Origin of the sequence: Streptomyces liliiviolaceus (assembly GCF_018070025.1) — a bacterium.
Taxonomy (GTDB): domain Bacteria; phylum Actinomycetota; class Actinomycetes; order Streptomycetales; family Streptomycetaceae; genus Streptomyces; species Streptomyces liliiviolaceus.
Genome location: NZ_JAGPYQ010000001.1, coordinates 5,552,574 through 5,574,164 on the forward strand (window position 1 = coordinate 5,552,574; position 21,591 = coordinate 5,574,164).

16 protein-coding genes and 1 pseudogene are annotated in these 21,591 nt (G+C 71.0%); 6 read left to right on the plus strand and 11 right to left on the minus strand.

Features of this window, described 5'->3' with window-relative positions; genetic code table 11:
- Nucleotides 1-314: 314 nt before the first annotated feature.
- Together bdeA and J8N05_RS24170 are read left to right on the plus strand one after the other, a co-directional pair.
- Nucleotides 315-1,175, plus strand: coding sequence for a bis(hydroxyethyl) terephthalate hydrolase (gene bdeA / locus J8N05_RS24165; protein ID WP_247706755.1), 861 nt, complete (start codon nucleotides 315-317; stop codon nucleotides 1,173-1,175).
- 264 nt (nucleotides 1,176-1,439) lie between these two features.
- The gene (locus tag J8N05_RS24170; protein WP_210885882.1) at nucleotides 1,440-4,313 is read left to right on the plus strand and encodes a LuxR C-terminal-related transcriptional regulator; all 2,874 of its coding nucleotides are present in this window, start codon (nucleotides 1,440-1,442) and stop codon (nucleotides 4,311-4,313) included.
- A gap of 44 nt (nucleotides 4,314-4,357) precedes the next feature.
- On the opposite strand, the gene J8N05_RS24175 is transcribed toward J8N05_RS24170, so the two are convergent.
- Nucleotides 4,358-5,152, minus strand: coding sequence for an SDR family NAD(P)-dependent oxidoreductase (locus tag J8N05_RS24175; RefSeq protein WP_210890347.1), 795 nt, complete (start codon nucleotides 5,150-5,152; stop codon nucleotides 4,358-4,360).
- Between the two features lie 473 nt (nucleotides 5,153-5,625).
- Here J8N05_RS24175 and J8N05_RS24180 point away from each other — a divergent pair, with 473 nt between their 5' ends.
- Nucleotides 5,626-6,291 carry a GAF and ANTAR domain-containing protein gene (locus tag J8N05_RS24180; RefSeq protein WP_210885884.1) on the plus strand — a complete coding sequence of 222 codons (666 nt, stop codon included), beginning with the start codon at nucleotides 5,626-5,628 and terminating at the stop codon, nucleotides 6,289-6,291.
- 91 nt (nucleotides 6,292-6,382) lie between these two features.
- Here the strand turns inward: J8N05_RS24180 and J8N05_RS24185 are convergent, their stop codons facing one another.
- The gene (locus tag J8N05_RS24185) at nucleotides 6,383-7,291 is read right to left on the minus strand and encodes a LysR family transcriptional regulator (RefSeq protein WP_210885886.1); all 909 of its coding nucleotides are present in this window, start codon (nucleotides 7,289-7,291) and stop codon (nucleotides 6,383-6,385) included.
- Between the two features lie 126 nt (nucleotides 7,292-7,417).
- On the opposite strand from J8N05_RS24185, the gene J8N05_RS24190 reads away from it, so the two are divergent.
- The gene (locus J8N05_RS24190; protein ID WP_210885888.1) at nucleotides 7,418-8,554 is read left to right on the plus strand and encodes a tartrate dehydrogenase; all 1,137 of its coding nucleotides are present in this window, start codon (nucleotides 7,418-7,420) and stop codon (nucleotides 8,552-8,554) included.
- The gene (locus J8N05_RS24195) at nucleotides 8,529-9,473 is read left to right on the plus strand and encodes an NAD(P)-dependent oxidoreductase (RefSeq protein ID WP_210885890.1); all 945 of its coding nucleotides are present in this window, start codon (nucleotides 8,529-8,531) and stop codon (nucleotides 9,471-9,473) included. Before J8N05_RS24190 ends, J8N05_RS24195 begins: the two co-directional genes overlap by 26 nt.
- A 49-nt stretch (nucleotides 9,474-9,522) precedes the next feature.
- Here the strand turns inward: J8N05_RS24195 and J8N05_RS24200 are convergent, their stop codons facing one another.
- The 9 genes and pseudogenes from J8N05_RS24200 to J8N05_RS24235 form a co-directional block, all read right to left on the minus strand.
- Nucleotides 9,523-10,314, minus strand: a complete 792-nt coding sequence (locus J8N05_RS24200) for a class II aldolase/adducin family protein (RefSeq protein ID WP_282108193.1) — start codon at nucleotides 10,312-10,314, stop codon at nucleotides 9,523-9,525.
- A gap of 27 nt (nucleotides 10,315-10,341) precedes the next feature.
- Nucleotides 10,342-10,647 (minus strand): annotated as a pseudogene (locus J8N05_RS47985) (DUF4387 domain-containing protein); the annotation flags it as partial.
- The gene (locus J8N05_RS24205) at nucleotides 10,640-12,031 is read right to left on the minus strand and encodes an acyclic terpene utilization AtuA family protein (protein ID WP_210885893.1); all 1,392 of its coding nucleotides are present in this window, start codon (nucleotides 12,029-12,031) and stop codon (nucleotides 10,640-10,642) included. The pseudogene J8N05_RS47985 and the gene J8N05_RS24205, both read right to left, overlap by 8 nt.
- The gene (locus J8N05_RS24210) at nucleotides 12,015-13,130 is read right to left on the minus strand and encodes an ABC transporter ATP-binding protein (RefSeq protein WP_210885895.1); all 1,116 of its coding nucleotides are present in this window, start codon (nucleotides 13,128-13,130) and stop codon (nucleotides 12,015-12,017) included. Before J8N05_RS24210 ends, J8N05_RS24205 begins: the two co-directional genes overlap by 17 nt.
- On the minus strand, nucleotides 13,123-14,868 hold the full coding sequence (locus J8N05_RS24215) for an ABC transporter permease (protein WP_210885897.1): 1,746 nt from the start codon (nucleotides 14,866-14,868) through the stop codon (nucleotides 13,123-13,125). The genes J8N05_RS24210 and J8N05_RS24215 overlap by 8 nt, the downstream gene beginning before the upstream one ends.
- Nucleotides 14,865-15,992 (minus strand): ABC transporter substrate-binding protein, encoded by a 1,128-nt coding sequence (locus J8N05_RS24220; RefSeq protein WP_210885899.1) that lies wholly within the window; start codon nucleotides 15,990-15,992, stop codon nucleotides 14,865-14,867. The genes J8N05_RS24215 and J8N05_RS24220 overlap by 4 nt, the downstream gene beginning before the upstream one ends.
- A 249-nt stretch (nucleotides 15,993-16,241) precedes the next feature.
- Complete coding sequence (locus J8N05_RS24225; protein ID WP_210885901.1) at nucleotides 16,242-17,678, minus strand: sensor histidine kinase; 1,437 nt, start codon at nucleotides 17,676-17,678, stop codon at nucleotides 16,242-16,244.
- The gene (locus tag J8N05_RS24230) at nucleotides 17,675-18,397 is read right to left on the minus strand and encodes a response regulator transcription factor (protein ID WP_210885902.1); all 723 of its coding nucleotides are present in this window, start codon (nucleotides 18,395-18,397) and stop codon (nucleotides 17,675-17,677) included. Before J8N05_RS24230 ends, J8N05_RS24225 begins: the two co-directional genes overlap by 4 nt.
- A 76-nt stretch (nucleotides 18,398-18,473) precedes the next feature.
- Nucleotides 18,474-20,696 (minus strand): MMPL family transporter, encoded by a 2,223-nt coding sequence (locus J8N05_RS24235; RefSeq protein ID WP_247706452.1) that lies wholly within the window; start codon nucleotides 20,694-20,696, stop codon nucleotides 18,474-18,476.
- Between the two features lie 167 nt (nucleotides 20,697-20,863).
- Between J8N05_RS24235 and J8N05_RS24240 the strand changes: the two genes are divergently transcribed.
- The gene (locus J8N05_RS24240) at nucleotides 20,864-21,583 is read left to right on the plus strand and encodes a GntR family transcriptional regulator (protein ID WP_210885903.1); all 720 of its coding nucleotides are present in this window, start codon (nucleotides 20,864-20,866) and stop codon (nucleotides 21,581-21,583) included.
- The last annotated feature ends 8 nt before the right edge of the window (nucleotides 21,584-21,591 follow it).

The window sequence follows — 21,591 nt, forward strand, 5'->3', positions numbered from 1 at the left end:
TGGTTGCGGACCGGTGGTTGCGGACCGGTGGTCGAAGGCCGGTTGCCGAAGACCGGTGATATTGCCGATGGCCGCGCCCTCCTCCCGGCCGGACAGTGGCACGGCCGACCACCGGTCGGCGCCGTCGGCAGAGCTACCGGACGTGCCACGCGGGTCCTCCGCGCGGCATGTCCGGTCCGGCGGCCCGTCACGGCCGAGAGGACGACTTCGTCGTGCAGCAGCCCTCGCAGAACAGCCCGCTCACCCCAGGAACGCTTCCGCCCGCATCCGCCGTCCGCGGCCCGCGCGACCGCAGGGTCAGGACCGCGAAGAGGATGACCGGCGCCCTCGCGGCACTGGCCGCCGTCGTGGGTCTCAGCTCCCTGGCGACTCCCGGGGCGCACGCCGCGGACAACCCCTACGAGCGCGGCCCCGCCCCCACCACGTCGAGCATCGAGGCGGCACGCGGTTCCTACAGCGTGTCCCAGACCACGGTCTCCTCGCTGTCGGTCACCGGCTTCGGCGGCGGAACGGTGTACTACCCGACGAGCACCAGCGACGGAACGTTCGGCGCGGTGGCGATCTCCCCCGGGTACACCGGCACCCAGTCCTCGATCTCGTGGCTGGGCCCACGGCTGGCCTCCCAGGGCTTCGTCGTCTTCACCATCGACACCCTGACGACCCTGGACCAGCCCGACTCGCGCGGCCGTCAGCTGCTGGCCGCGCTGGACTACCTCACCGAGCGCAGCAGCGTACGCACCAGGATCGACAGCAGCCGGCTCGCGGTGGCGGGGCACTCGATGGGAGGTGGTGGCAGTCTCGAAGCCGCCAAGTCCCGTCCGTCCCTGCAGGCGGCGATCCCGCTGACGCCCTGGAACACCGACAAGTCCTGGCCCGAGGTCAGCACACCCACGCTGATCTTCGGCGCGGACGGCGACACGATCGCACCCGTCGCCTCGCACGCGGAGCCGTTCTACGGGAGCCTGCCGTCGTCCACCGACAAGGCGTACCTGGAGCTCAACGGCGCGACGCACTTCACGCCGAACTCGTCCGACACGACGATCGCGAAGTACAGCATTTCCTGGCTCAAGCGGTTCGTGGACAACGACACCCGCTACGAGCAGTTCCTCTGCCCGCTGCCGCGGCCGAGCCTGACCATCGAGGAGTACCGGGGCAACTGCCCGCACATCTCCTGAGGCCGGCACCCCGATGAGCAGCCGGTGGGCGGTCGTGCGGGGAACGCGGCCGCCCACCGGCGCTGTGCGGGCGCATCGGCTCGCGTGCAGCTGTGCAGGTGCGTCTGTGCGGGTGCACAGATCTGTGGTGACGCCGCTGGGCAGGCGTACACGAGAGTCCCGGACGCAAGACGTGTCGGCGCAGGCCGGAGCGGGAAACCGCGTGTCGGCAGGCGCCGGACGGAGAGCTTCCGCCTCTCGTCGCGCGAAAGTAACGTCACGGGGATGACCGGACGGACGAACGCGCCCCAGTCTTCCCCACCGCGGTCCCCCGCACCGCAGACACCCCCACCGCGATCCCTTCCACTGCACGGCCGAAGCGCGGAACTCGCCGCGCTGGCAACCGTGTTGAACCTGTCCGGCCCGGACGCCCCGGTGCTCGTACTGGCCGGGGATCCGGGCCTCGGCCGTACCGCGCTGATCGCCTGGGCGGCCCGCTCCTTCACGGCCGGGCCCGTGCTGCGCGTACGGGCCAGTCGCGCGGAGTCCGCACTGCCACTGAGCGGGGTGCACGCGCTGCGGTGTGCCGCGGACGGGCTGCCGGGAGGACCGGCCGTCGGCTTTCCGGACGCGGGGACCGCACCCGAGTGGCTGCTCCGGTCCCTGTCCGACGCGGCCGCGGGCTCGCCCCTGCTGGTGTGCGTGGACGACGCGCACCTGTGGGACGCTCCCTCGCGGGCCGCCCTGGGCTTCGCCGCCCGGCGCCTGCCCGCGGCCGGACCGGTGCGGCTGCTCCTCACGGTCACCGGGCGGCACACGGCGGATCCCGACTTCGCCGCACTGCCCGTCCTGACGCTCGCGCCGCTGCCGTCGTCCGCGATGGACGCGCTGCTCGACGACACTGCGTGCGGGTCCGTCGCCCCGGCCGTCCGCGCGGAGCTGCTGGACGAGGCCCGGGGCAACCCGGCCCTGCTGCGCGCACTGGTGGCCGGGCTGGCGCCCGCCGAGCTGTCCGGCGAACGCCGGTTGCCGTGGCCCGCGGCCGACGCCGAAGCGCTGCGGAGTGCGGCCGGCGCGCATCTGGCGGGGTACTCCGCCGCCGCCGGTGAACTCCTCCTGCTGGTGGCGGCCGCGCACGAGCACGATCCCGAAGGCGTCGGCGCCGATGCCGACCTGGTCCGCGGGGCGGCTGCGCGGCTCGGCCGGGCGCGGGCCGCACTCGCTTCGGACCGGCTCCCGGACGCCCTGGTGCTGACCGACGGCCGGTTCCGCTTCACCGGTCCTCTGCTCCGCAGAGCCGTCCATGCCTGTGCCGCTCCCGACCGGCGACGCGCGGCGCACCGGGCACTCGCCTCCGTTCTGGAGGGCGAGGGGCACGGGCTCGTCGCGCTGCTCCACCGGGCCTGGTCGGTCGCCGGGCACGCCCCGGCGTTGGCGGATCAGCTCTGCGCGGCAGCGGCCGACCCGTGCGTCGCCGCGTCCCGCGCCCAGCGTTCGGTGGCGTACGCCCGCGCCGCGGAGCTGACGGCGGACGGGCGCGAGCGGGCGGAGCATCTGACCGCGGCGGCCGGGCAGGCGCTGCTCGCGGGCCGAGCGCGGGTGGCCCGCCGGTTGGTCGACCGGGCCCGCGACGGCGCCCTGCCCGCCGTCGTCCGGGGGCGTTCGGCCTGGGTGCGGGGAACTCTCGCATTGCGTGACGGCCCCGCGGCCGACGCCGGTGAGGCCCTGCTGCTCGCCCGCTCCCTGCTCGCCGCCGACGATCCCGCGCACGCCCTGCTCGCGGGGCTCGCGGCAGCGGAGGCCGCCTGGGCCACCGGAGACTCCGTCGCGTGTCTGCGGGCGCTGAACGCGGCGGACCGTACCCCCGTGGCGACGGCGGCGGCCACCACGGTCGGGCACGTCGGGACGGTCGCCGACCGGCCGACCGCCCGCGGCGCCGAGCCGGACAGCCTGCCGCGGGACTACCTGCACGGCATGCGGGCGATGCTGGAACGGGACTTCGGCCGGGCCATCCCCCGGCTGCGGCGCGTGGTCGAGCACGCATGGGAGGAGGACGGGCCGGAGCGGCTGCTGTGGTCGGGCGCGGCGGCCCTCCTCCTGGGGGACGTGCCCGCCGCCTGCCGGATCGGCGCGCGGACCCTCGCGGCGGCCAGGTCCCGGGGCCCGGAGGCATCCGTGCCACGGGCCCTGGAACTGCTGGCCTACGCGGAGTTGCGGACCGGGCAGCACGCGCGGGCCCGGGCGCACGCGGAGGAGGGACTGCGTACCGCGCACCGGTACGGGCAGGGCAATGTGGCGGCCCACCACCATGCCGTGCTCGCCCTGGCGGCGTCGATCGCGGACGAGTCGACGCTCGTCGCGCACCACGCGGGCGCCGCGCTGGACACCGCACGGCGTCATGGGCTCATGCAGGCCGTCACACTCGCCGAATGGGCCTCGGGCCGTGCCGACCTGGGACGCGGGCGTCCGTTCGAGGCGGTCGCCCGGCTCGGCCCGCTGGTCCGCCCGGGCCCGGACGGCGGTCACTTCGCCGTACGCATGCTGGTCATGCCCTGCTATGTGGAGGCCGCGGTGCTCGCCGGGCAGCGGGAGGACGCCCGCGCCGTCGTCGAGGAGTTCGCACTGTGGGCGCGCTTCGGCGCCGACGCGCAGGCGCCCGCCCAACTCGCCCGGTGCCGGGCACTGGTGGCCGACGAGGACCGGGCCGACGGACTGTACGAGGACGCCCTCGCCCTGCACGCACGGGCGGGCGGCGACTTCGAGCAGGCGCGTACGCGGCTGCTGTACGGCAAGTGGCTGCGCAGACGGCGCAGACTCCGGGAGGCGGGCGGCTGTCTGCGGGCCGCGCTGGTCGCCTTCGAGCGGTGCGGCGCCCGCATCTGGGCGGACCAGGCGCGGGCCGAACTGAGGGCGAACGGGGCGGCTCCGGCCGCGGCGCGGGCCGGTGTGCTGGAGGGCCTCACACCGCAGCAGTTGCGGATCGCGCGCTGTGTGGCCGAGGGTGCCACGAACCGGGAGGTGGCGCTGCGCCTGGCCGTGAGCACCCGCACCGTGGACTATCACCTGCGGAAGGTGTTCGCCGTGCTGGGGGTGCGTTCCCGGGTCGAACTGTCACGGATGATCGAGCGGCCGGGCGGGGACGGGCCACGCCCTGTCTGAGAGGGCCTGAGGGTGTCCGCGAGGACAAGCGTGGGCCGGCCGCATCACGGCAGGATGGAGTCGACGTATCCGCCGTCGACCCGCAGCGCGCCCCCGGTGGTGGCCGACGCCTGGTCGGAGCTGAGGTAGACGACCATGTTCGCGATCTCCTCCGGCTCGATCAGCCGTTGCAGCAGGGACTGCGGTCGGTGCTCCTTCATGAAGGCACGCTGGGCCTCGTCCCACGGAAGGTCACGGTCGACGAGCCCGTACACGAAGTCCTCGACGCCTCCCGTGTGCGTGGGGCCGGCGATGACCGAGTTCACCGTGACGCCGGTGCCCGCCGCCTCCTTCGCGAAGCCCCGGCCCACCGCGAGCAGGGCGGTCTTCGACATGCCGTAGTGGATCATTTCCGCGGGGATGACCACGGCCGAGTCGCTGGCGATGTTCTGGACGCGCCCCCAGCCCCGCTCCGTCATACCCGGCAGGTACGCGCGGATCAGCCGCACGGCCGCCAGCACATTGACCTCGAAGTAGCGGCGCCATTCGTCGTCGGTGATCTCCAGCGGGTCCGCGGACCCGAAGATGCCGAGGTTGTTGACCAGGATGTCCACCCGCGGCACGGCGTCCATGACCTGCGCCGCTCCCTCCTCGGTGGTCACGTCCGCCGCCACGGGCACCACGTCCGCGCCGGGCACGTCCTCGGCTAGCCGGGCCGCACTCTCCTCGGCACGCTGTTCGCTCCGGCCGTTCACGGCGACCCGGGCGCCGGCCCGCGCGAGGCCGGTGGCGATCGCCGCGCCGATTCCCTGCGTGGAGCCGGTGACCAGTGCCGTGCGGCCGGTCAGATCGATGCGCATCTCGTACGCCCCTTCCTCTGCGTTCGTCGGCTGAGTACCCATTCAGCCACTCCTGCAACAAGGGACGCCTGCTCAGAACCCCCGGACGGTCGCTCCGGCGAAGACCGGCGGCTCGGCCACCGTGCGAGTTGCCCTCCTGGCAGCCGGGCGAGACGGCGGGAGTTGCCTCGCCGACGCGCCAGGAGGGCAGGGCCGGAACCACGGACGATGTCGGCGATGCGGCTCCGGCCGGCCTTGGCAGTCGGTCAGGGCTCGGGGGCCGGGAGCCTGCGGTGCGGTCGAGACCCCGACCGCGTCTGGATCGAGCCTAGAGGAGGAGCGGCGATGATCGGAAGCAGGGCCGGTGACATGACTCGGGGTGACCGCGGACCGGGCGGAGGCCGCCTCCCGTTTGGAAGCCTCCTGGACGGAAACCCGGAGGGCACCCCGTTCCGGCGGGGGCTCCGGGGAAACGCGTGGAGAGTGAGGCCGACATGGTTACCGACCCGTGGCCCGCTGAAGCGGTGGTCCGGGCGGCCACCGGGCCCGACCACGAGCGCGGAATGCCCCAGCGGGTGGCCGAGGCCCTGTGCGAGGCACTGCCGGTGGACGCCGTCACCCTGGCCCTGTGGACCGAGACGCCGCACCGGCGGATGCTGTACGCCACCAACGCGGCGGCCCAGCGCCTGGAGGAGTTGCAGTTCGAGGTGGGCGAAGGACCATGTGTGTCGGCCGCGGCGATCGGCCGGCCGCTCATGGTCGAGGACCTCCAGGGTTCCGTGACCCCGTGGCCCCTGTTCGGCCCGCTGGCCCGGGAGCGCCTGTCCACGGTGGGCGCCATCTATGCGTTTCCGCTGGTGGAGGGCCACGCGCATCTGGGGACGGCGGACATGCTGCGCTTCGAGGCCGGTCCGCTGGGCGTCGAGGCGGAAGCGGCCGCCAGGTTGGCCGTACGAGCCGCGGCACTCATCCTGCTCACCGCGAGGATCACCCCCGTGCTGGACGTCCACTGGCAGCGCACCCATGTGGCGACCGGCGTGATGGCGGAGCGGCTGGGCATCTCTCCCACCGAGGCGCTGGCACGGCTGCGCTCCACGGCCCTGGGCACGGGGCGGCCTCTCCCCGACGTGACCGAGGACGTCCTGGCCGGGCACGGCTAGGCATCCGTACGGCCGACCGCCCCGGCACGGCGCCGACCGAGAAATATGCGACCGTGGGCAACTCAGCCTTTCCCTGTGAGAAACAGTAGTGTCAGGCGGACCGTGCCAGTCGTCCCGGCAGCCGAGCCGCCAGGTGCTCGATCAGCTCGGTCACCCGCCGGGGAACATGCCCGTCGTCTTCGAGCAGTGCATAGATGTCGGCCGCGGGCGTCGGGATGTGCGGCAGGACACGCACCAGGTCACCGCGCTCGATGTGGGGCCGGACCTGCCACTCCGAGCGCATGATCACGCCTCGGCCCTCCAGGGCCCAACCGGTCACGATGTCCCCGTCGTTGCTCTGCAGCGGACCCCGCACCCGCACATGACGCGGATCGCTGACATCGCCGAACCGCCAGAGCGCGTAGTCACCCTCGTTCTCGCGCAGCACGATGCAGTCGTGCCGCGCCAGATCCTCCACACAGGTGGGCGCGCCATGGCGTGCCAGGTACGCGGGCGACGCGCACGGCACCCGGCGATTCTCCGCGAGCCGGCGCATCCGCAGCGAGGAGTCCGGCGGACTTCCCACGTGAACGGCCACGTCGAAGGTCCGCCGATGCGGGCGCAGGGGCAGCGCCGACGTGTTCAGCTGCACCTGGAGCTGGGGGTGCGCCGCCGCGAACTCCGCGAGCAGCGGGGCGACATGCGCTCGCCCGAGGCCCAGGGTCGCCTGGACGACCAGGGCGCCGCGCAGTTCCCCCGACCGTTCGGTCACCAGGTCCTCCAGCTCGCGCAGCCGGTCGAGGATCGAGTCGAGCCCGCTCGCGTACAGGGCGCCCTCCGAGGTCAGCACCAGTCGGCGGGTGCCCCGCTGGACGAGCCGCACGTCGAGCCGGCTCTCCAGTGCGCTGAGCCGCTTGCTGACCACCGGAAGGGACCAGCCGAGCCTGCGCGCCGCCGCCGTGAGCGTCTCGCTGGCTGCCACGACCTGGAAGAACTTCAGGTCGTCGACGGACAACTTCATGTGGTCTCCCGATCCGGGCAGGTTTTCCGCTGTGGAAAGCCTAGGTTGCCTCATCACCCATTGTGACAGGCCCCGCCGGAGCCCACAGTGAAGAGCCGTACACGTATCGAGCAAGGAGCATCCGTCGTGCCACAGCGTTACCGCATCGCCGCCGTGCCCGGCGACGGCATAGGCCGGGAAGTCGTTCCCGAAGGACTGCGGTGCCTGCGCGCCGCGGCCGACGCGTACGGCTTCGTCCTCGACGTGGAGGAGTTCGACTTCGCCAGCGCCGACTACTGGACGCGCCACGGGGAGATGATGCCGAAGGACTGGCACAGCGTGCTGGGCGGCTTCGACGCGATCTTCTTCGGCGCGGTCGGCTGGCCCGAGGTCGTCCCCGACCATGTGTCGCTGTGGGGAAGCCTGCTGAAACTGCGCCGCGGGTTCGACCAGTACGTCAATCTGCGGCCGGTGCGACTGCTGCGGGGCGTGCGCGGTCCGCTGCGCGACCACGGTCCGGGAGACATCGACTTCTACGTGGTGCGCGAGAACACCGAGGGCGAGTACTCCAGCATCGGCGGGCGGATCTTCGAGGGCACCGAGCGCGAGACCGTACTTCAGGAGACCGTGATGACCCGCGTCGGTGTCGACCGCGTGCTGCGGTACGCCTTCGAGCTCGCCGACTCCCGGCCGCGCAGGCAGCTGACCTGGGCGACGAAGAGCAACGGGATCTCGATCTCCATGCCGTACTGGGACGAGCGGGCGAGCGAGATGGCACTGCGCTATCCGCGCGTGTCCGCCGACAAGGACCACATCGACATCCTCGCGGCCAAGTTCGTCCTGCGACCCGAGCAGTACGACGTCGTCGTCGCGAGCAACCTGTTCGGTGACATCCTCTCCGACCTCGGCCCGGCCTGTACCGGCACGATCGGGATAGCGCCGAGTGCGAACATCAACCCGGAGCGGACCCACCCGAGCCTCTTCGAGCCCGTGCACGGGTCGGCCCCCGACATCGCGGGGCTCGGTATCGCCAACCCGGTCGGGCAGATCTGGAGCGGCGCGATGATGCTGGAGCATCTGGGCGAGGCCGCGGCCGCCGCGGACATCGTCGCCGCCGTCGAGTCGGTCCTGGAGGGGCAGCCGGACGTCGTCACGCCGGACCTCGGCGGGAACGGGACGACGACGGCGCTCGGCTCGGCCGTCGCACGCCGGATCGGCGGCGGAGCCGGCCGCGCGAAGATGGAGGAGGAGGCGCAGCGTGCCACGCGTCCTGATCACCACTGACTATCTGCGTCCCGGCGACGAGGTGGACGACTACCTCCGGGCGGCCGGACTTGAGACGCACCACGTCCCGATGGTCGGACGCCGCGATCCGGAGGACCTCGTGTCCGCGCTCGCCGGGATCGACGCGGCACTCGTCGCGAACGAACCCTTGACCGCCGGGGTGCTTGCGCGTGCTCCGCGACTGCGGGTGGTGGTGCGTACCGGCGTCGGGTACGACTCCATCGACATCGAGGCCGCGCGCCGGCTCGGTGTCGGCGTGAGCAACCTGCCCGGGATCAACGCGAACGCCGTGGCCGAGTACACGCTGGGCCTGCTGCTCGCCGCCGCGCGCCGGCTGGTCCACAGCGCGACCGGTGTGCTGGCCGGAGGGTGGCCGCGCGAGGACGGTCACGAGCTGCGCGGGGCGACACTCGGCCTCGTCGGCTTCGGCGCGGCCGCTCGGGCCGTCGTACCACTGGCCAGGGCGTTCGGGATGGACGTGGTGTGCACCACCGGCGTCCCCGAGGGCGCGCGCGGCGACCTCGGGGTGCGGTTCGTTCCCTTCGCCGAACTGCTGGCCGTCTCCGACTACGTGTCGATCCACACCGCGCTGACCGACAGCACCCGGGGCCTGTTCGACGCCTCCGCCTTCGCGCGGATGAAGACGACGGCCGTGCTGATCAACACCGCCCGCGGGGCCGTCGTCGACGAGCGGGCGCTCGCCGACGCGGTCCGGACGGGCGGCATCGCGGGTGCGGCACTCGACGTGGTGACGCGGGAACCCCTCCCGGCGGACAGCCCGTTGCGAGGCGTCGACGGCATCACCGTCTACTCCCACCTCGCGGGCCAGACCGCACAGGCCCGCCGTGCGGCGGGCCTGGCGGGCGCCGCCGAACTCGTGGCGGCACTGGAGGGACGGGCCCGCTTCACCGTCAACTGACGGATCGACAGGGCTGCGGTGACGGCATGGCAGCGGGCGGGCCCTACCCCTAGTCGAAGAGGTCCGGGTCCGTGCGGGTGATCTGGTCGAAGAGGGGCTGGAACTGGAACCAGCCCGCCAGGTCGAAGCCCACCTGTCCGTAGGTGTGCTTGGCCTCCTCGTGGGGGATCTGGATCGTGGATCCCGCTGCCTTCGCGGCGAGTTGGGCCTGGGCCGAGCGTTCCATCGTGATGAACCAGTACGCGGCGGCGTCGACCGAGCCGGCCGCGGTGAGCAGGCCGTGGTTGCGCAGGATGACCGCCTTGTGTCCGCCCAGAGCCTCGGCGATACGCCGGCCCTCCGCGGGGTCGTCGGCCACGCCCGAGTAGTTCTCGTAGCAGCCGTGGTCCTCGTAGAAGGCACAGGCGTCCTGGGTGAGGGGTTCGAGCCGCTGGCCCGTCGCCGACAGCGCCTTGCCGTACACCGAGTGACTGTGGGCGGCGCCGATCGCGTCGGGCCGTGCCGCGTGGACGGCCGCGTGGATGGCGAAGGCGGCCCGGTTCACCCGGTGGCGTCCCTGGACGACATCGCCCTGGTGGTTGACGAGCAGCAGGTCGCTGACCTTCACGTGCTTGAAGGACATGCCGAAGGGGTTGACCCAGAAGTGGTCGGGGAACTCCGGGTCGCGTGCGGTGATGTGTCCGGCGACGCCTTCCTCGAAGCCGAACCGGCCGAAGAGGCGCAGGGCGCCCGCGAGGCGTTCCTTGCGATGGCGTCGCTCGGCGGCGGCGTCGGTGAACACGGGAGGGAGCCGGAAGATCAGGTCCTCCTCCGGGATCGGGGTCAGATCCTGCCGGCTCAGCCGGTCGGGCACCTTCAAGGCGGCCAGCGGGACGTGGTGCTGGCCGGCGTGGATGTCCCGGTCCCGGAGGCCGGCCTGGGTGACGGGGCGCGGGAAGGAGATCTTCACGACGTTCAGCGCCGGGATGCGGAAGATCTGGACCTGCTCGGCGTCGACCCGGTACAGGTCGGCGACGACCGCCTCGTTGAGGAAGGACTCGTCGGCCGCGACGGCGTAACCGTCGCTGTCCTTCATGAACGTCTCCATGGTGACCCAGAAGGGTCCGGCGTTCTTGGAGCGGATCTCGGTCGCGTAGTCGCCGAGCACGGGCCGGCGGGTGGTGTGCTCAGACATGGGAGACCTCACGGGAGTGCTGGGTACGGAACAGGCCGGTGGGCGAGTCGACGTCGACGACGTGGTTCAGGACGAACTCGTAGGCCGCCCCGCGCTGGGTCTCCGCCGGTGAGGTGGCGAAGGCGAAGCTGGGCAGGTACTCCATCTCCGGCAGCGGGAGGTGCAGCATGAGGGGGTTGGCGACCTTGGCGATCGCTGTCGCGGTGGCCTGCGAGGGCGCGTTGACGAGGAGCATGACGCCGACCTCGCGGGGCGGGCCGGAGTCGGGGTCGATGTCTTCGAGGATGGCGTTGTGGCCGTAGAGACGGATGTCCAGGCCGTAGTCGTCGTCGGTCAGTCCGAGGGTCTGGCTGACGCGCTCGGTGAGGATGGCGCGCAGGAGCGCCGCCCAGCGGTCGATGTTGGCGACGATGTACGGGTCCCGGATGCCGGTGAACGAGACCGTCTCGTAGCCGGTGACCCTGGCTCCTTCGAGTTTGACGGTGTGCTGCTCGGCGGGCTCGAAGCGGGAGCCCTCGACGCGTACGCGGCGCTCGTCCAGTGCCGTGTAGGTGGCGTCGGAGACGTCCAGCGTGCCCGCCGGTTCCCGCATCCGGTACGGGTTGGCGGTCTCGTACAGCATGTGTGCGGCGACCGAGATCGGCGTGCAGGCGTTGGCCGGGTCGAGGGGCTCGATGGTGAATCCCCGCTGGTCGATGGTGGCGAAGACGCCTCCGGCGCGCGGGTCCGTGGTGCACTGTCCGCCGCATTCGACGATCTTGGAGGCGTGCCAGGTGGGTCCGGCCGGCATGCCGAGCATCAGGGGGACGGCGGCGGCGAGGGCGGTGTCGGTGGCCCGTCCCGCCAGGACGACCTGGGCGCCCGCGCGGAGGGCGTCGACGAAGGGTTCGTGGCCCATCATGCCGACGATGTGGGTGCAGCTCTCCAGGGTCTCCGGCTCCAGGGGGCCGTGCGGGGCCAGGGGGTGGATCCGTCCCGCGTCGAGTTCGTCCTTGAGGAACGTGGCTTCCTGCTCGCTGTAGATCCGGGCGATCTTCAGATCGAGGCCTTCCTCGGCCATGATCTGTTCCGCTATCCCGGCGACCCAGTCGACGCCGGAGTCGGTGCCGCTGGTGCCGCAGGAGCCCACGATGAGGGGGATGTCCGCGGTGGCGGCGGCCTTGAGGAGGATGCGCAGATCGCGGCCCACCGCGGCGGCGGTGGTCTTCGCGACACCGGCGCCGAGGTAGTGGGGTCCGGAGTCGGTGGAGCCGCCGTCGACCGCGATGACGTCCGGGCCGAGGGTCAGGCCGCGCTCGATGCTCTCCGGGGTGAAGCCGGCACCGAGCATGCCGGACGGCGTCAGGATGCCGACCTGCGCGGCGGAGTCAGTGGACGGGGGCATGGTGGTTCTCCTCGTTGGAGTCGGCTTCCTCGTGGAAGATGCGGATGTCTTCCGGCGGAAGGCTGACGGTGAGTTCACCGGTGGTCGCCGGGCGCGTGGTGGTCACGATCACCGGGGTGCCGCCGATGCGGATGGTGTACCGGTAGTGGTCGCCGAGGTAGGCCTGGTTGTCGACCTTCGCCGTCAGCGTGTCGAGGGGTCGGCTCGCGTCGCCGCCGCCGCGCTGGATCTCGATGTTCTCGGGGCGGATACAGATCCGTACCGGCCCCAGGCGCCTGTCCGTGTGCGGCACCTTCAGCGGTTCGCCGACGCCGTCGACGCGGATCACCGCATGGGTGCCGTCCGCCTCGACGACCATGGCGGCCAGGAGGTTGGCGGTTCCGACGAAGTCGGCGACGAACAGGTCGGCGGGGTGCTCGTAGATCTCGGTGGGGGTGCCGACCTGGCGTACCTTCCCCTGGTCCATGACGGCGACGCGGTCGCTGACGGACAGGGCCTCGTCCTGGTCGTGGGTCACGAAGACCGTGGTGACACCGACCTGTGACTGGAGGGTCTTGAGCCACTGCCTGGACCGGTCGCGGAGTTTGGCGTCCAGGTTGGAGAAGGGCTCGTCCAGGAGCAGCAGGTCGGGTGGGTGGGCGAGAGCGCGGGCCAGTGCGACCCGCTGCTGCTGGCCGCCGGACAGCTCGTGGGGGTAGCGGCCCGCGTGGCGGCCCAGTTCGACGAGTTCGAGGACTTCCCGCACCCTGCGGTCGCGTTCCGCCCGGGGGGTCTTGCGGAGCTTGAGGGGGTACCCCACGTTCGCCGCGACCGACATGTGCGGCCAGATGGCGTAGGACTGGAACACGACACCGCAATTGCGGTGCTCCGGTTCGACGTCGACGCGTCCGTGGTCGAAGACGACCCGGTCGCCGAAGGCGATGCTGCCCGAGTCGGGCCGGTGGAGGCCCGCGATCGACCACAGGGTGGTGGACTTTCCGCAGCCACTGGGGCCGAGCAGGGTGAAGATCTCGCCGTCCCGGACGGTGAGGGACACCTCGTGCAGAGCGGTGTGCCCCTCGAACTGCTTGGTGATCGCGTTCAGTTGGAGACTAGGCACGAGGACGCACCCCCAGCAGGGCGCGCCCGGCGCCCAGGACGACCAAGGTGATGACCATCTGGATTACTCCCAACGCGGCGACGGTCCCGCCGATGCTTGTTGCCGCGAGTTGCAGCATGGTGAGGCCGAGTACGGGGGTCTCGTCGGTGACGAGGAACACCGCCGGTTCGGCGTCGTTGAGCATGGCCACGAAAAGCAGCACGAATGAGGCACCCATGGCGGGTGCGACGAGTCTGAGGACGACGGTGCGCATCGCCGTCCACCACGTGGCACCCGAGGTACGGGCGGCGTTGTCGAGGTCGGCGCCGATTCCGGCGAGCGCCGGATAGAAGGCGCTGTAGCCGAGAGCGAGGCTTCTGACGGCGAACGCGATGCCGATTCCCCACAGGCTGGCGCGTATTGCCCCGGACCTGTCGAGGAGGGCGAAACTCCAGAAGAACGCCATACCGGTGACGAGCGCCGGCATCATGCGCGGCCAGAGCATGCCCTGTTGCAGGGATCCGCGGAATCGGAATCGGGAACGGTGTGCGATCACCGAGAGAACGGCGATGGCAAGAGTCGTCAGTGCCCCGCCGACCGCCGCGATGAGAAGGCTGTTGACGATCGAGTCGGTGTAGAGCGGATTCTCGAACACGGCGGAGAAGTTGCTGAGGGTCAGCACGCTCCACGGGGAGATGAAGGGCGACAGGATGGAGGTGAATGCCGCCAGCACGACTCCGGCCAGCGGTACGACCACGAACACGAGAAGGAAGAAGGCGATCGCGGCCGCCGTGAACCAGCGCGCGGGGCCCAGTTTCAGTACGCGGACGCCGGTGGGTTTTCCCGTGGTCGTGGTGAAGCGCGCGGTGTCACCCACGAGCCGGTTCCGCAGGACGAGAAGCGCGGAGACCGTGATGAGCAGGAACACCGCACCGGCGGACACCAGGCCCTGTTGGGAGTCGTTCACCCAATGGTCGTAGAGATATGTGGAGATCAGACTGATCTTGCTGGAGAATCCCAGAATCAGCGGCAGCCCCAGTACTTCCATCGAGAGGGCGAAGACCAGGAGTGCCGCATTCGTGATCGCCGGACGCATCAGCGGCAGGCTCACGGAGAGCAGGCTGCGCAGCGGGCTCGCGCCCGACGTGCGGGCGGCGTCCTCCAGGGACGGGTCGATCGACAGCAGCGTGCCGCGGCACAGCAGGAAGACGGTGGGTGAGGCCACGCTCATCGCAACCATGGCCATGCCGGGAATGCTGTAGAGATTCACCGGCATGCTCAGGACCGTGTTCGCCTCCAGCCAGGAGGACGCGAATCCCGCCGGGGTCCACATGGCCGCCCAGCCGATGATGAGGACGAGTCCGGGCAGCGCGATCGGGACGAGCAGGAAGGTCGTCAGTACGCGGCGTCCGGGAACGTCGGTGCGGGTGAGGAACAGCGCGCACGTCACGCCGACGACGATGGATCCGACGGTGTTGAGGGCGGCGAACAGGACCGAATTGGTGACCGCGGTCCACCAGGTGCGGTCGGTGAGCAGCGCGTCGAAGTTGTCCCACGTCGGATGGCCGCCCGCTTCGTAGAGCGGGGTCGACCACACCGCGGCGGCCACGACCGGGACGACGGAACCGACGATGACCAGCAGGGCGAGCGCCCAGAGGATGTAGTGACTCGCGTTGGTCGAGATCCAGCGCCGACGGTGTCCTTTCGGCGGTGGTGAGGGGCTACGGGCCGGTGGCGGCCGGAGTTGGGCGGTGCTCATCGGCCGTACGCCTTCTTCCAGCGGTCGACGATCTCCGGCTTGTTCTTGACGATGTCCTTGGGATAGCCGCCGAGCATCATGTTGTCGGCGCCGACGACCTTTTCCACGGCCGGCAGACCGTAGGCGCATTCCACTCCGTCGCGGTACGGGGTGAATCCGCCCTTGCAGGCGGCTTCCTGTCCTTCGACCGACAGCAGGAAGTTCACGAAGAGCTTTCCCGCGTCGGGTGACTTCGCTTTCTTGGTGACGGCGACGGCCCTCGGAAGAAGTGGCGTTCCGTCCGTCAGATACGTGTAGTTGAGGATCTTCGACGCCTCCTCCCCCTCGATCAGCGCGCGGACCGATCCGGCCACGAAATAGGTGGCCTGGTACTGCCCTTGGGCCAGTTTCTGCATGAGGTTCCCGTTGCCCGACTCGACGCCGGTGTTCGGGCCCAGTGCTTCGATGTTCTTCCACCCCTTGTCCCCGTGCGCGGCGGTGTAATTGCTGACGGCGCCGAAGGAATGGGGGTTGCTGATGTCGGTGGTCCCGATCTTCCCTTTGAGGGACTTGGACAGTGCGGCAAGGGATGCGAGGTCCTTGGGCTGCTTGTCCTTGGGGATGAGCGCGGTGTTGTACACGGCGACGAGCGGGTCCTCCGACATGGAGACCACACCCGGGGCGAGTTGTGCGTACGCGGGAAGGTGCTTGAGGTTGGGGTCCTTGTAGTCGAGGACATCGCCCTTGCTGACGAAGTTCAGTACCTCCACCGCGTCCGTGGCCATCACGACGTCCGCGGTGCGTACACCGGTGGCGGATTCGGTGGCGTAGCGCTGGAAGGTCTGCGGGTCGTTCATGTTGAGGACGCGCACCTTGATGCCGGCGTACTTCGCCTCGAAGGCCTTGGTGAGCGGTGTCATCTGGTCGGCGTCCGCGTTCGTGTAGAGGAGGACCGATCCCTGTTTCCTGGCCCTGTCCACCGTGGCCGCGTCGAGTGGGGTGACGGGGGCCGCCTTGCCCACGTCGACCGAGGACGTCGGCTTCGCCGACCCGTCCGTACCCGTGGAGCCTCCGCACGCGGCCAGTACGACCATGCAGGCGGCTGCCAGGGCACAGACCCTGGCCCTGGGGAGCGAGATCATCATTGATCCTCCACTATTTGCTATAGCACTAATGCCGTAGATGGACGGGGAGATTTCTGGACGGGGCGCGCGGAAGGCGCGGCCCGGTAGACATGGTTCGGGATGCGGACTGCGGGTGCGGGACTCGGTGTTCGAGGGGGTCAGCGCGCCAACCGGGGCGGCGTGCACGGCGATGGGCCGGGCGGGGCCGCCGATCGCCCCGCGGAGCTGACTCGCCCCACGAAAGAGATGGTATTTGCTACAGCATGATTGTCAACCAGTTGCGCCGTGAGGAGCGCGCGGGAGCCGGATGGTGACGGTGGTGCCGACTCCCACCTCGGACTGCACCCGTACCTGGCCCTGGTGCGCGTGCACGATGGCCTCCACGATCGCCAGGCCCAGGCCCGAACCGCCGTAGGCGCGGCTGCGGCTGGCCTCGGCACGCCAGAAGCGCTCGAAGACGCGGGGCAGGTCCTGGGCGGGGATACCGGGACCGTCATCGACGACGCGCAGCTGTACGTCCCCCCGGTCCTGGCTGATCTCGACCCGTACGGAGGTCTGGGCGGGCGTGTGCTGGACGGCGTTGCCGACGAGGTTGCGCAGGACCTGCTGGAGACGGTCGGCCTCACCGACGACGGGCGCCCTGGGCGCGGTGGCCATGGTGATACCGCGCAGGGGATAGATGATCTGGGCGTCCTCGACGACGCTGGCGGCCAGCGCCGTGAGGTCGACGTCGTGCCGCTCGACGGGACGGCCGGCGTCCAGGCGTGCGAGCAGGGCGAGGTCCTCGACGAGCAGGCGCATCCGTCCCACCTCGTTCTCGATGTGTTCGAGCGCTGTCTCCAGGCCCGGTCCGGAGACACCGCCCTGGCGGTGCAGGTCGAGCCAGCCCGAGATGGTGGAGAGCGGGGTGCGCAGTTCGTGGGAGGTGTCGGCCGCCAGGGAACGCACGGTCGCCTCCGCGCGGGCCTGGGCGTCGAAGGCCCGGTTGACCGCTTCGGCGAGCCGGTCGGCCTCGCTGCCGTTGCGGGTGGCGGGCAGCCGTTCCGTGAGGTGTCCCTCGGCGATGGCGTCGGCGGTACGGGCCATCCGGGCCAGAGGCCGCAGACCCAGCCGCAGGACGATGACGGCGAGGCCCAGCAGGAGCAGCAACGCGGATCCGACCAGGACCAGTTGGCGTTTGACGAGTGCGCCGACGGTTCCGTCGCCGACCGAGGAGTCGACGGTGAGGACGAGCGCCGCCGGCCGTACGTCGGCTTCGCCGGGTCCGCGGTCGACGGTGAGCCCGGGGCTGGGGATACGGATCGCCGCGAGGCCGTGCTGCTCGTCGTGCCCGTCGTAGTCGAGGATCGTGCCGGCCGGGGCGGTCGCGCTGAGCTCGGCGACCGGGCGGGCCGCCGACGACGCGGAACCGGTGCTCAGCAGCACCTTGTTGTCGGCGTCCACGGCGACGAGGCCCAGCGGCGGCCCCAGGAGTGTGCCGAGCTGGTCGGCGTCGGCGGTCTGCGGGCCGCGTCCGACGACCTCGGTGATCCGGTCGGCGTACGTTTCGAGGGTTCTCTCGGAGCGCCTGTCCAGGTAGTCCTCCAGGAGGAGGCCGGTGATGACGGCGCTGGCCGTCAGTCCGAACACGAGCAGAACGGCCAGGCCGGTCAGCAGACGCAGACGGACACTGGAGAAGGACCAGATGCGGCGGTCGCGGAGTCTCATGTGCGGGCCTGCTCCCGGAGGGTGTAGCCGACGCCCCGGACGGTGTGCAGCAGGGGCGGATGGCCGTGGTCGATCTTGCGGCGGAGGTTGGAGACGAAGCGCTCGACGACGACGGTGTCGCCGCCGAAGTCGTACTGCCAGACCGCTTCGAGGATCTGGGCTCGGGACAGTACCTGGCCCTGGTGGCTCAGGAGGTAGTGCAGCAGGCGGTACTCGGTGGGTGAGAGTTCCAGGAGCCGCCCCGCGCGGCGGACCTCGTGGCGGGGGTCGTCCATCGCGAGGTCCGCGAGGGACAGCGCCGGCTCCTCGGGCGCGGCCGGCGCCCCGCTGCGGGCCCGCCGGAGCAGTGCCTGCAGTCGGGCGCCGACCTCGACGACGCTGAAGGGCTTGGTGACGTAGTCGTCCCCGCCGAGCCGCAGCCCCCGTACCCGGTCCTCGATCGCGTCGCGTGCGGTGAGGAAGAGGACCGGCACGTCGATACCGCGGTCGCGCAGCAACTGCAGGATCTCGAAGCCGTCGGCGCCGGGGAGCATGACGTCGAGCACGATGACGTCGGGGGGCCTGCGGGCGACCTGTTCGAGCGCCTCGGTCAGGTCGCCCGCCACGTCCACCTCGAATCCGGCGAATCCGAGGGCCGAGATCAGCAGGCGTCTGATCCCCGGGTCGTCATCGATGACGAGCACCCGGTCGGTGGTGCCGGGTGTGTCGACGGCGTTCATACGTGCTCCTTGTACGGGCGGGGCGGGCTGCCCGAAGGCCGTCGGCACAGGTCCGGGGTCCACCGACACGGGCCGGTCAGATGCTCACGGGAGCGGACTGCTTGTCGGCGGCCGGGGGCGCGGCGTCGGGTGCGTGGAAGTTCTCGCCCTCCACGTCGAGCCGGGGCAGGAAGCGGTCGACGCGCCGGGGCAGCCACCAGGCCCGGTCCCCGAGGAGAGCCAGTACCGCGGGCACGAGTGTCATACGGACCAGGAAGGCGTCCACCAGGACTCCGAAGGCCAGGGCGAAAGCGATCGGCATGATATCCGCGTCGTGCGAGAACAGAAAACCGACGAACACCGAGATCATGATGAGGGCGGCGGAGGTGACCACGCGGGCGGCGTTGCGGGCTCCGGTGAGGACGGCCGCGCGGGCGTCACGGTGGCGGACGTAGTCCTCCCGCATGGCGGACACCAGGAACACCTCGTAGTCCATGGCGAGTCCGAAGAGCACGGCCATGACGATGATGGGCATGAAGCCGGCCACCGGCCCCGTGCTCGCCACCCCCAGCAGACCGGCCAGCCAGCCCCACTGGAAGACCGCGACGGTGGCCCCGAACGCGGCTCCGACGGACAGCAGGAATCCGACGGTGGCCTTCACGGGGATGGCGACGGACCTGAAGGCGATCATCAGGAGGAGCAGGGAGAGGCCGACCACGACGACCGCGAAGGGGACCAGCGCGCCGCTGAGTTTGTCGGAGACGTCGATGCTGACAGCGGTCAGGCCTGTGACGGCGACATAGCTGCCCCCGGACTCGGCGAGGGGCTTCATCTCGGTGCGCAGACGGGCGACCAGGTCGCTGGTCTCCTGGGTACGCGGTCCGGTGTCGGGGACGATCCGGATGCGTGCGGCCGACTCGTCCTCGGCCAGGTCGACGCCGCTGACGTCCGCGATGCCCCTGACGTCCCGCAGCCTGTCCTCGACGGCGGTGGCCGTCGCGGCGACGGCGGTCGGGTCGTCGTCCTCGACGAGGATGACGAGCGGGCCGTTCGCCCCGGGGCCGAAGGCGTCACCGACCAGGTCGTAGGCCTGACGGCTCGATGTCGTGGTGGGGCTGTTGCCTTCGTCGGTCAGGGCGAGCTTGAGCTGAAGGGCCGGGAGGGCGAGGGCGACGAGGGCGACGGTTCCGAGGATCAGGGTGCGCACCGGGCGGCGCAGTACGCCTTCGGTCCAGCGCACGCCCATGGAGGGCCTGCCCGGCGTGCGGGCCGCTCGCCGGCGCCAGCGGGTGCCGGCCCTGGGGGTGCCGGCCCTGGGGGTGAGCCTGCGGCCGCACATGCCCAGCAGTGCGGGCAGCAGTCCGAGCGCCAGCACGACGGCGACGGCCACGGCTCCCGCGGACACGAGTCCCATGGAGGTCAGCATCGGGACACCCGCCACCGAGAGTCCGGCGAGCGCGATGACCACGGTGGCACCGGCGAAGACGACCGCGCTGCCCGCGGTCGCGTTGGCCCTGGCGACGGACTCCACGACGGGCGTTCCGGCGGCGAGCTGGGACCGGTGGCGCGAGACGATGAACAGGGCGTAGTCGATGCCCACGGCGAGCCCCAGCATCATCGCCAGGGTGGGCGCGCTGTCGCTCACTCCGAGCACCGTGGCCGCGCCCATCATGGCCGCCATGGTGCCGACGACACCGAGGACGGCGGTGATCAGCGGCAGTCCGGCGGCGAGCAGCGAACCGAAGGTGATGACGAGGATGACCAGGGCCACGCCGAGCCCGACCAGCTCGGGAGGTCCGAAGGGCGAGGTCGAGGGCGCGTAGGCGTCACCGCCGTAGACCGTTTTCAGGCCTGCCTGCCGGGCCTGCTCCCCCGCCTCCTTCACCCCGTCGAGCGTGCCCGCGGGCACGTCCTCGTCCTTCTTCGTCGTGAAGGCGACCTGCGCGACCGCCGTGCGGCCGTCCTCGGAGACGGTGTCTTCCTCGACCGGGTCACCGACCTCGGCCACGCCGTGCACGTCGCCCATCGCGGCGATGCCCGACGCCAGTGCCTCGCGCAGCTCGGGGTCGGTCACCTTGCGGCCGGGCGGGGCCTGGAACACGATGTCCGCGGACTGGACGTCCGGGGAGGGGAAGTGACGGTCCATCTTGGTCAGCGCCGTCTGCGCCGGTGACCCGGGGATGGAACCGCTGTCCTCGAAGGAGCCGGCGAACGAGAAGCCGAGACCGGTCAACGCGCCGAGCGCCAGGAGCCATCCGACCAACATCGTTCGCCACCGTCGGGCGCCGAGTGCGCCCAGCCGGTACAGAAGTGCTGCCATGCCTGCATCCCCCAGGGGTTAGGTGGTTGAGGCACCGATGCTGCTCGGCGGACTTGACGGCCGCCCCACGCCGGACTTGACGGTTTCTTGACGGCCTTCGCCGCGATCGGCTCTCCTGTCCGGCTGGCTTGATTGACAATGATGCTGTAGCAAATACCATGTTCCACATGGCTCTGCTCCCCCAGCTTCCGTCCCCGGTCACCCTCGGCGATCAGGCGTACGCCGCCATCCGCGAGGCCATCGTCACCGGAACCCTCAAGCGCGGGGAGAAGGTCACGGAGCGGGGCCTCGCGGAGTCGCTCAGCATCAGCGCGACCCCCGTCCGTGAGGCGCTGCGACGCCTGGAGCAGGACCGGCTGGTGGAGCGGACGGGCCCCAGATCGGTCCGTATCGCGCAGTTCGGCAAGGAGGAACTGCGCGAGTTCACCATGATGGAGGACGTGCTCCGGGCCCTCGCCGCCCGCTTGGCCGCGGAGAAGTCGACGGCGGCCCAGCGCCGTGAGATGTCCGACTGCCTGGACAAGGCGGACGCCCTGCGGGGCGAACTGCGCGACGCGGACCCCGGCACCGACGCGGAGCGGGACCTGGTGCTCGAAATGCAGGCACTCATGCGCCACTTCCACATGGTCGTGGACCAGGCCAGCGGCAACGCTACCCTGATCCAGATGCTGCGTACCGTCGACGCCTTCGGTTCGGAGGAGCGCCGGAACAGCATCCTGTCGGAGGTGCGCGGCGTACACGCGAAGGTGGTCGACGAGCGGTACAGACAGCACCGGATCATCTACGAGGCCATCGCCGCCGGCAACGGGGAGCGGGCCGAGGAGCTGATGAGGGCGCACAGTCACACCTCGAACATCTCCCGGATCGCGACGCGCTTTTCGAGCTGACGCGGTCC

Coding starts and splice junctions, on each gene's coding strand:
- bdeA (WP_247706755.1), top strand. CDS start 315: ATGACCGGCGCCCTCGCGGCACTGGCCGCCGTCGTGGGTCTCAGCTCC.
- J8N05_RS24170 (WP_210885882.1), top strand. CDS start 1,440: ATGACCGGACGGACGAACGCGCCCCAGTCTTCCCCACCGCGGTCCCCC.
- J8N05_RS24175 (WP_210890347.1), bottom strand. CDS start 5,152: ATGCGCATCGATCTGACCGGCCGCACGGCACTGGTCACCGGCTCCACG.
- J8N05_RS24180 (WP_210885884.1), top strand. CDS start 5,626: ATGGTTACCGACCCGTGGCCCGCTGAAGCGGTGGTCCGGGCGGCCACC.
- J8N05_RS24185 (WP_210885886.1), bottom strand. CDS start 7,291: ATGAAGTTGTCCGTCGACGACCTGAAGTTCTTCCAGGTCGTGGCAGCC.
- J8N05_RS24205 (WP_210885893.1), bottom strand. CDS start 12,031: ATGCCCCCGTCCACTGACTCCGCCGCGCAGGTCGGCATCCTGACGCCG.
- J8N05_RS24215 (WP_210885897.1), bottom strand. CDS start 14,868: ATGAGCACCGCCCAACTCCGGCCGCCACCGGCCCGTAGCCCCTCACCA.
- J8N05_RS24220 (WP_210885899.1), bottom strand. CDS start 15,992: ATGATGATCTCGCTCCCCAGGGCCAGGGTCTGTGCCCTGGCAGCCGCC.
- J8N05_RS24225 (WP_210885901.1), bottom strand. CDS start 17,678: ATGAGACTCCGCGACCGCCGCATCTGGTCCTTCTCCAGTGTCCGTCTG.
- J8N05_RS24230 (WP_210885902.1), bottom strand. CDS start 18,397: ATGAACGCCGTCGACACACCCGGCACCACCGACCGGGTGCTCGTCATC.
- J8N05_RS24235 (WP_247706452.1), bottom strand. CDS start 20,696: ATGGCAGCACTTCTGTACCGGCTGGGCGCACTCGGCGCCCGACGGTGG.
- J8N05_RS24240 (WP_210885903.1), top strand. CDS start 20,864: ATGGCTCTGCTCCCCCAGCTTCCGTCCCCGGTCACCCTCGGCGATCAG.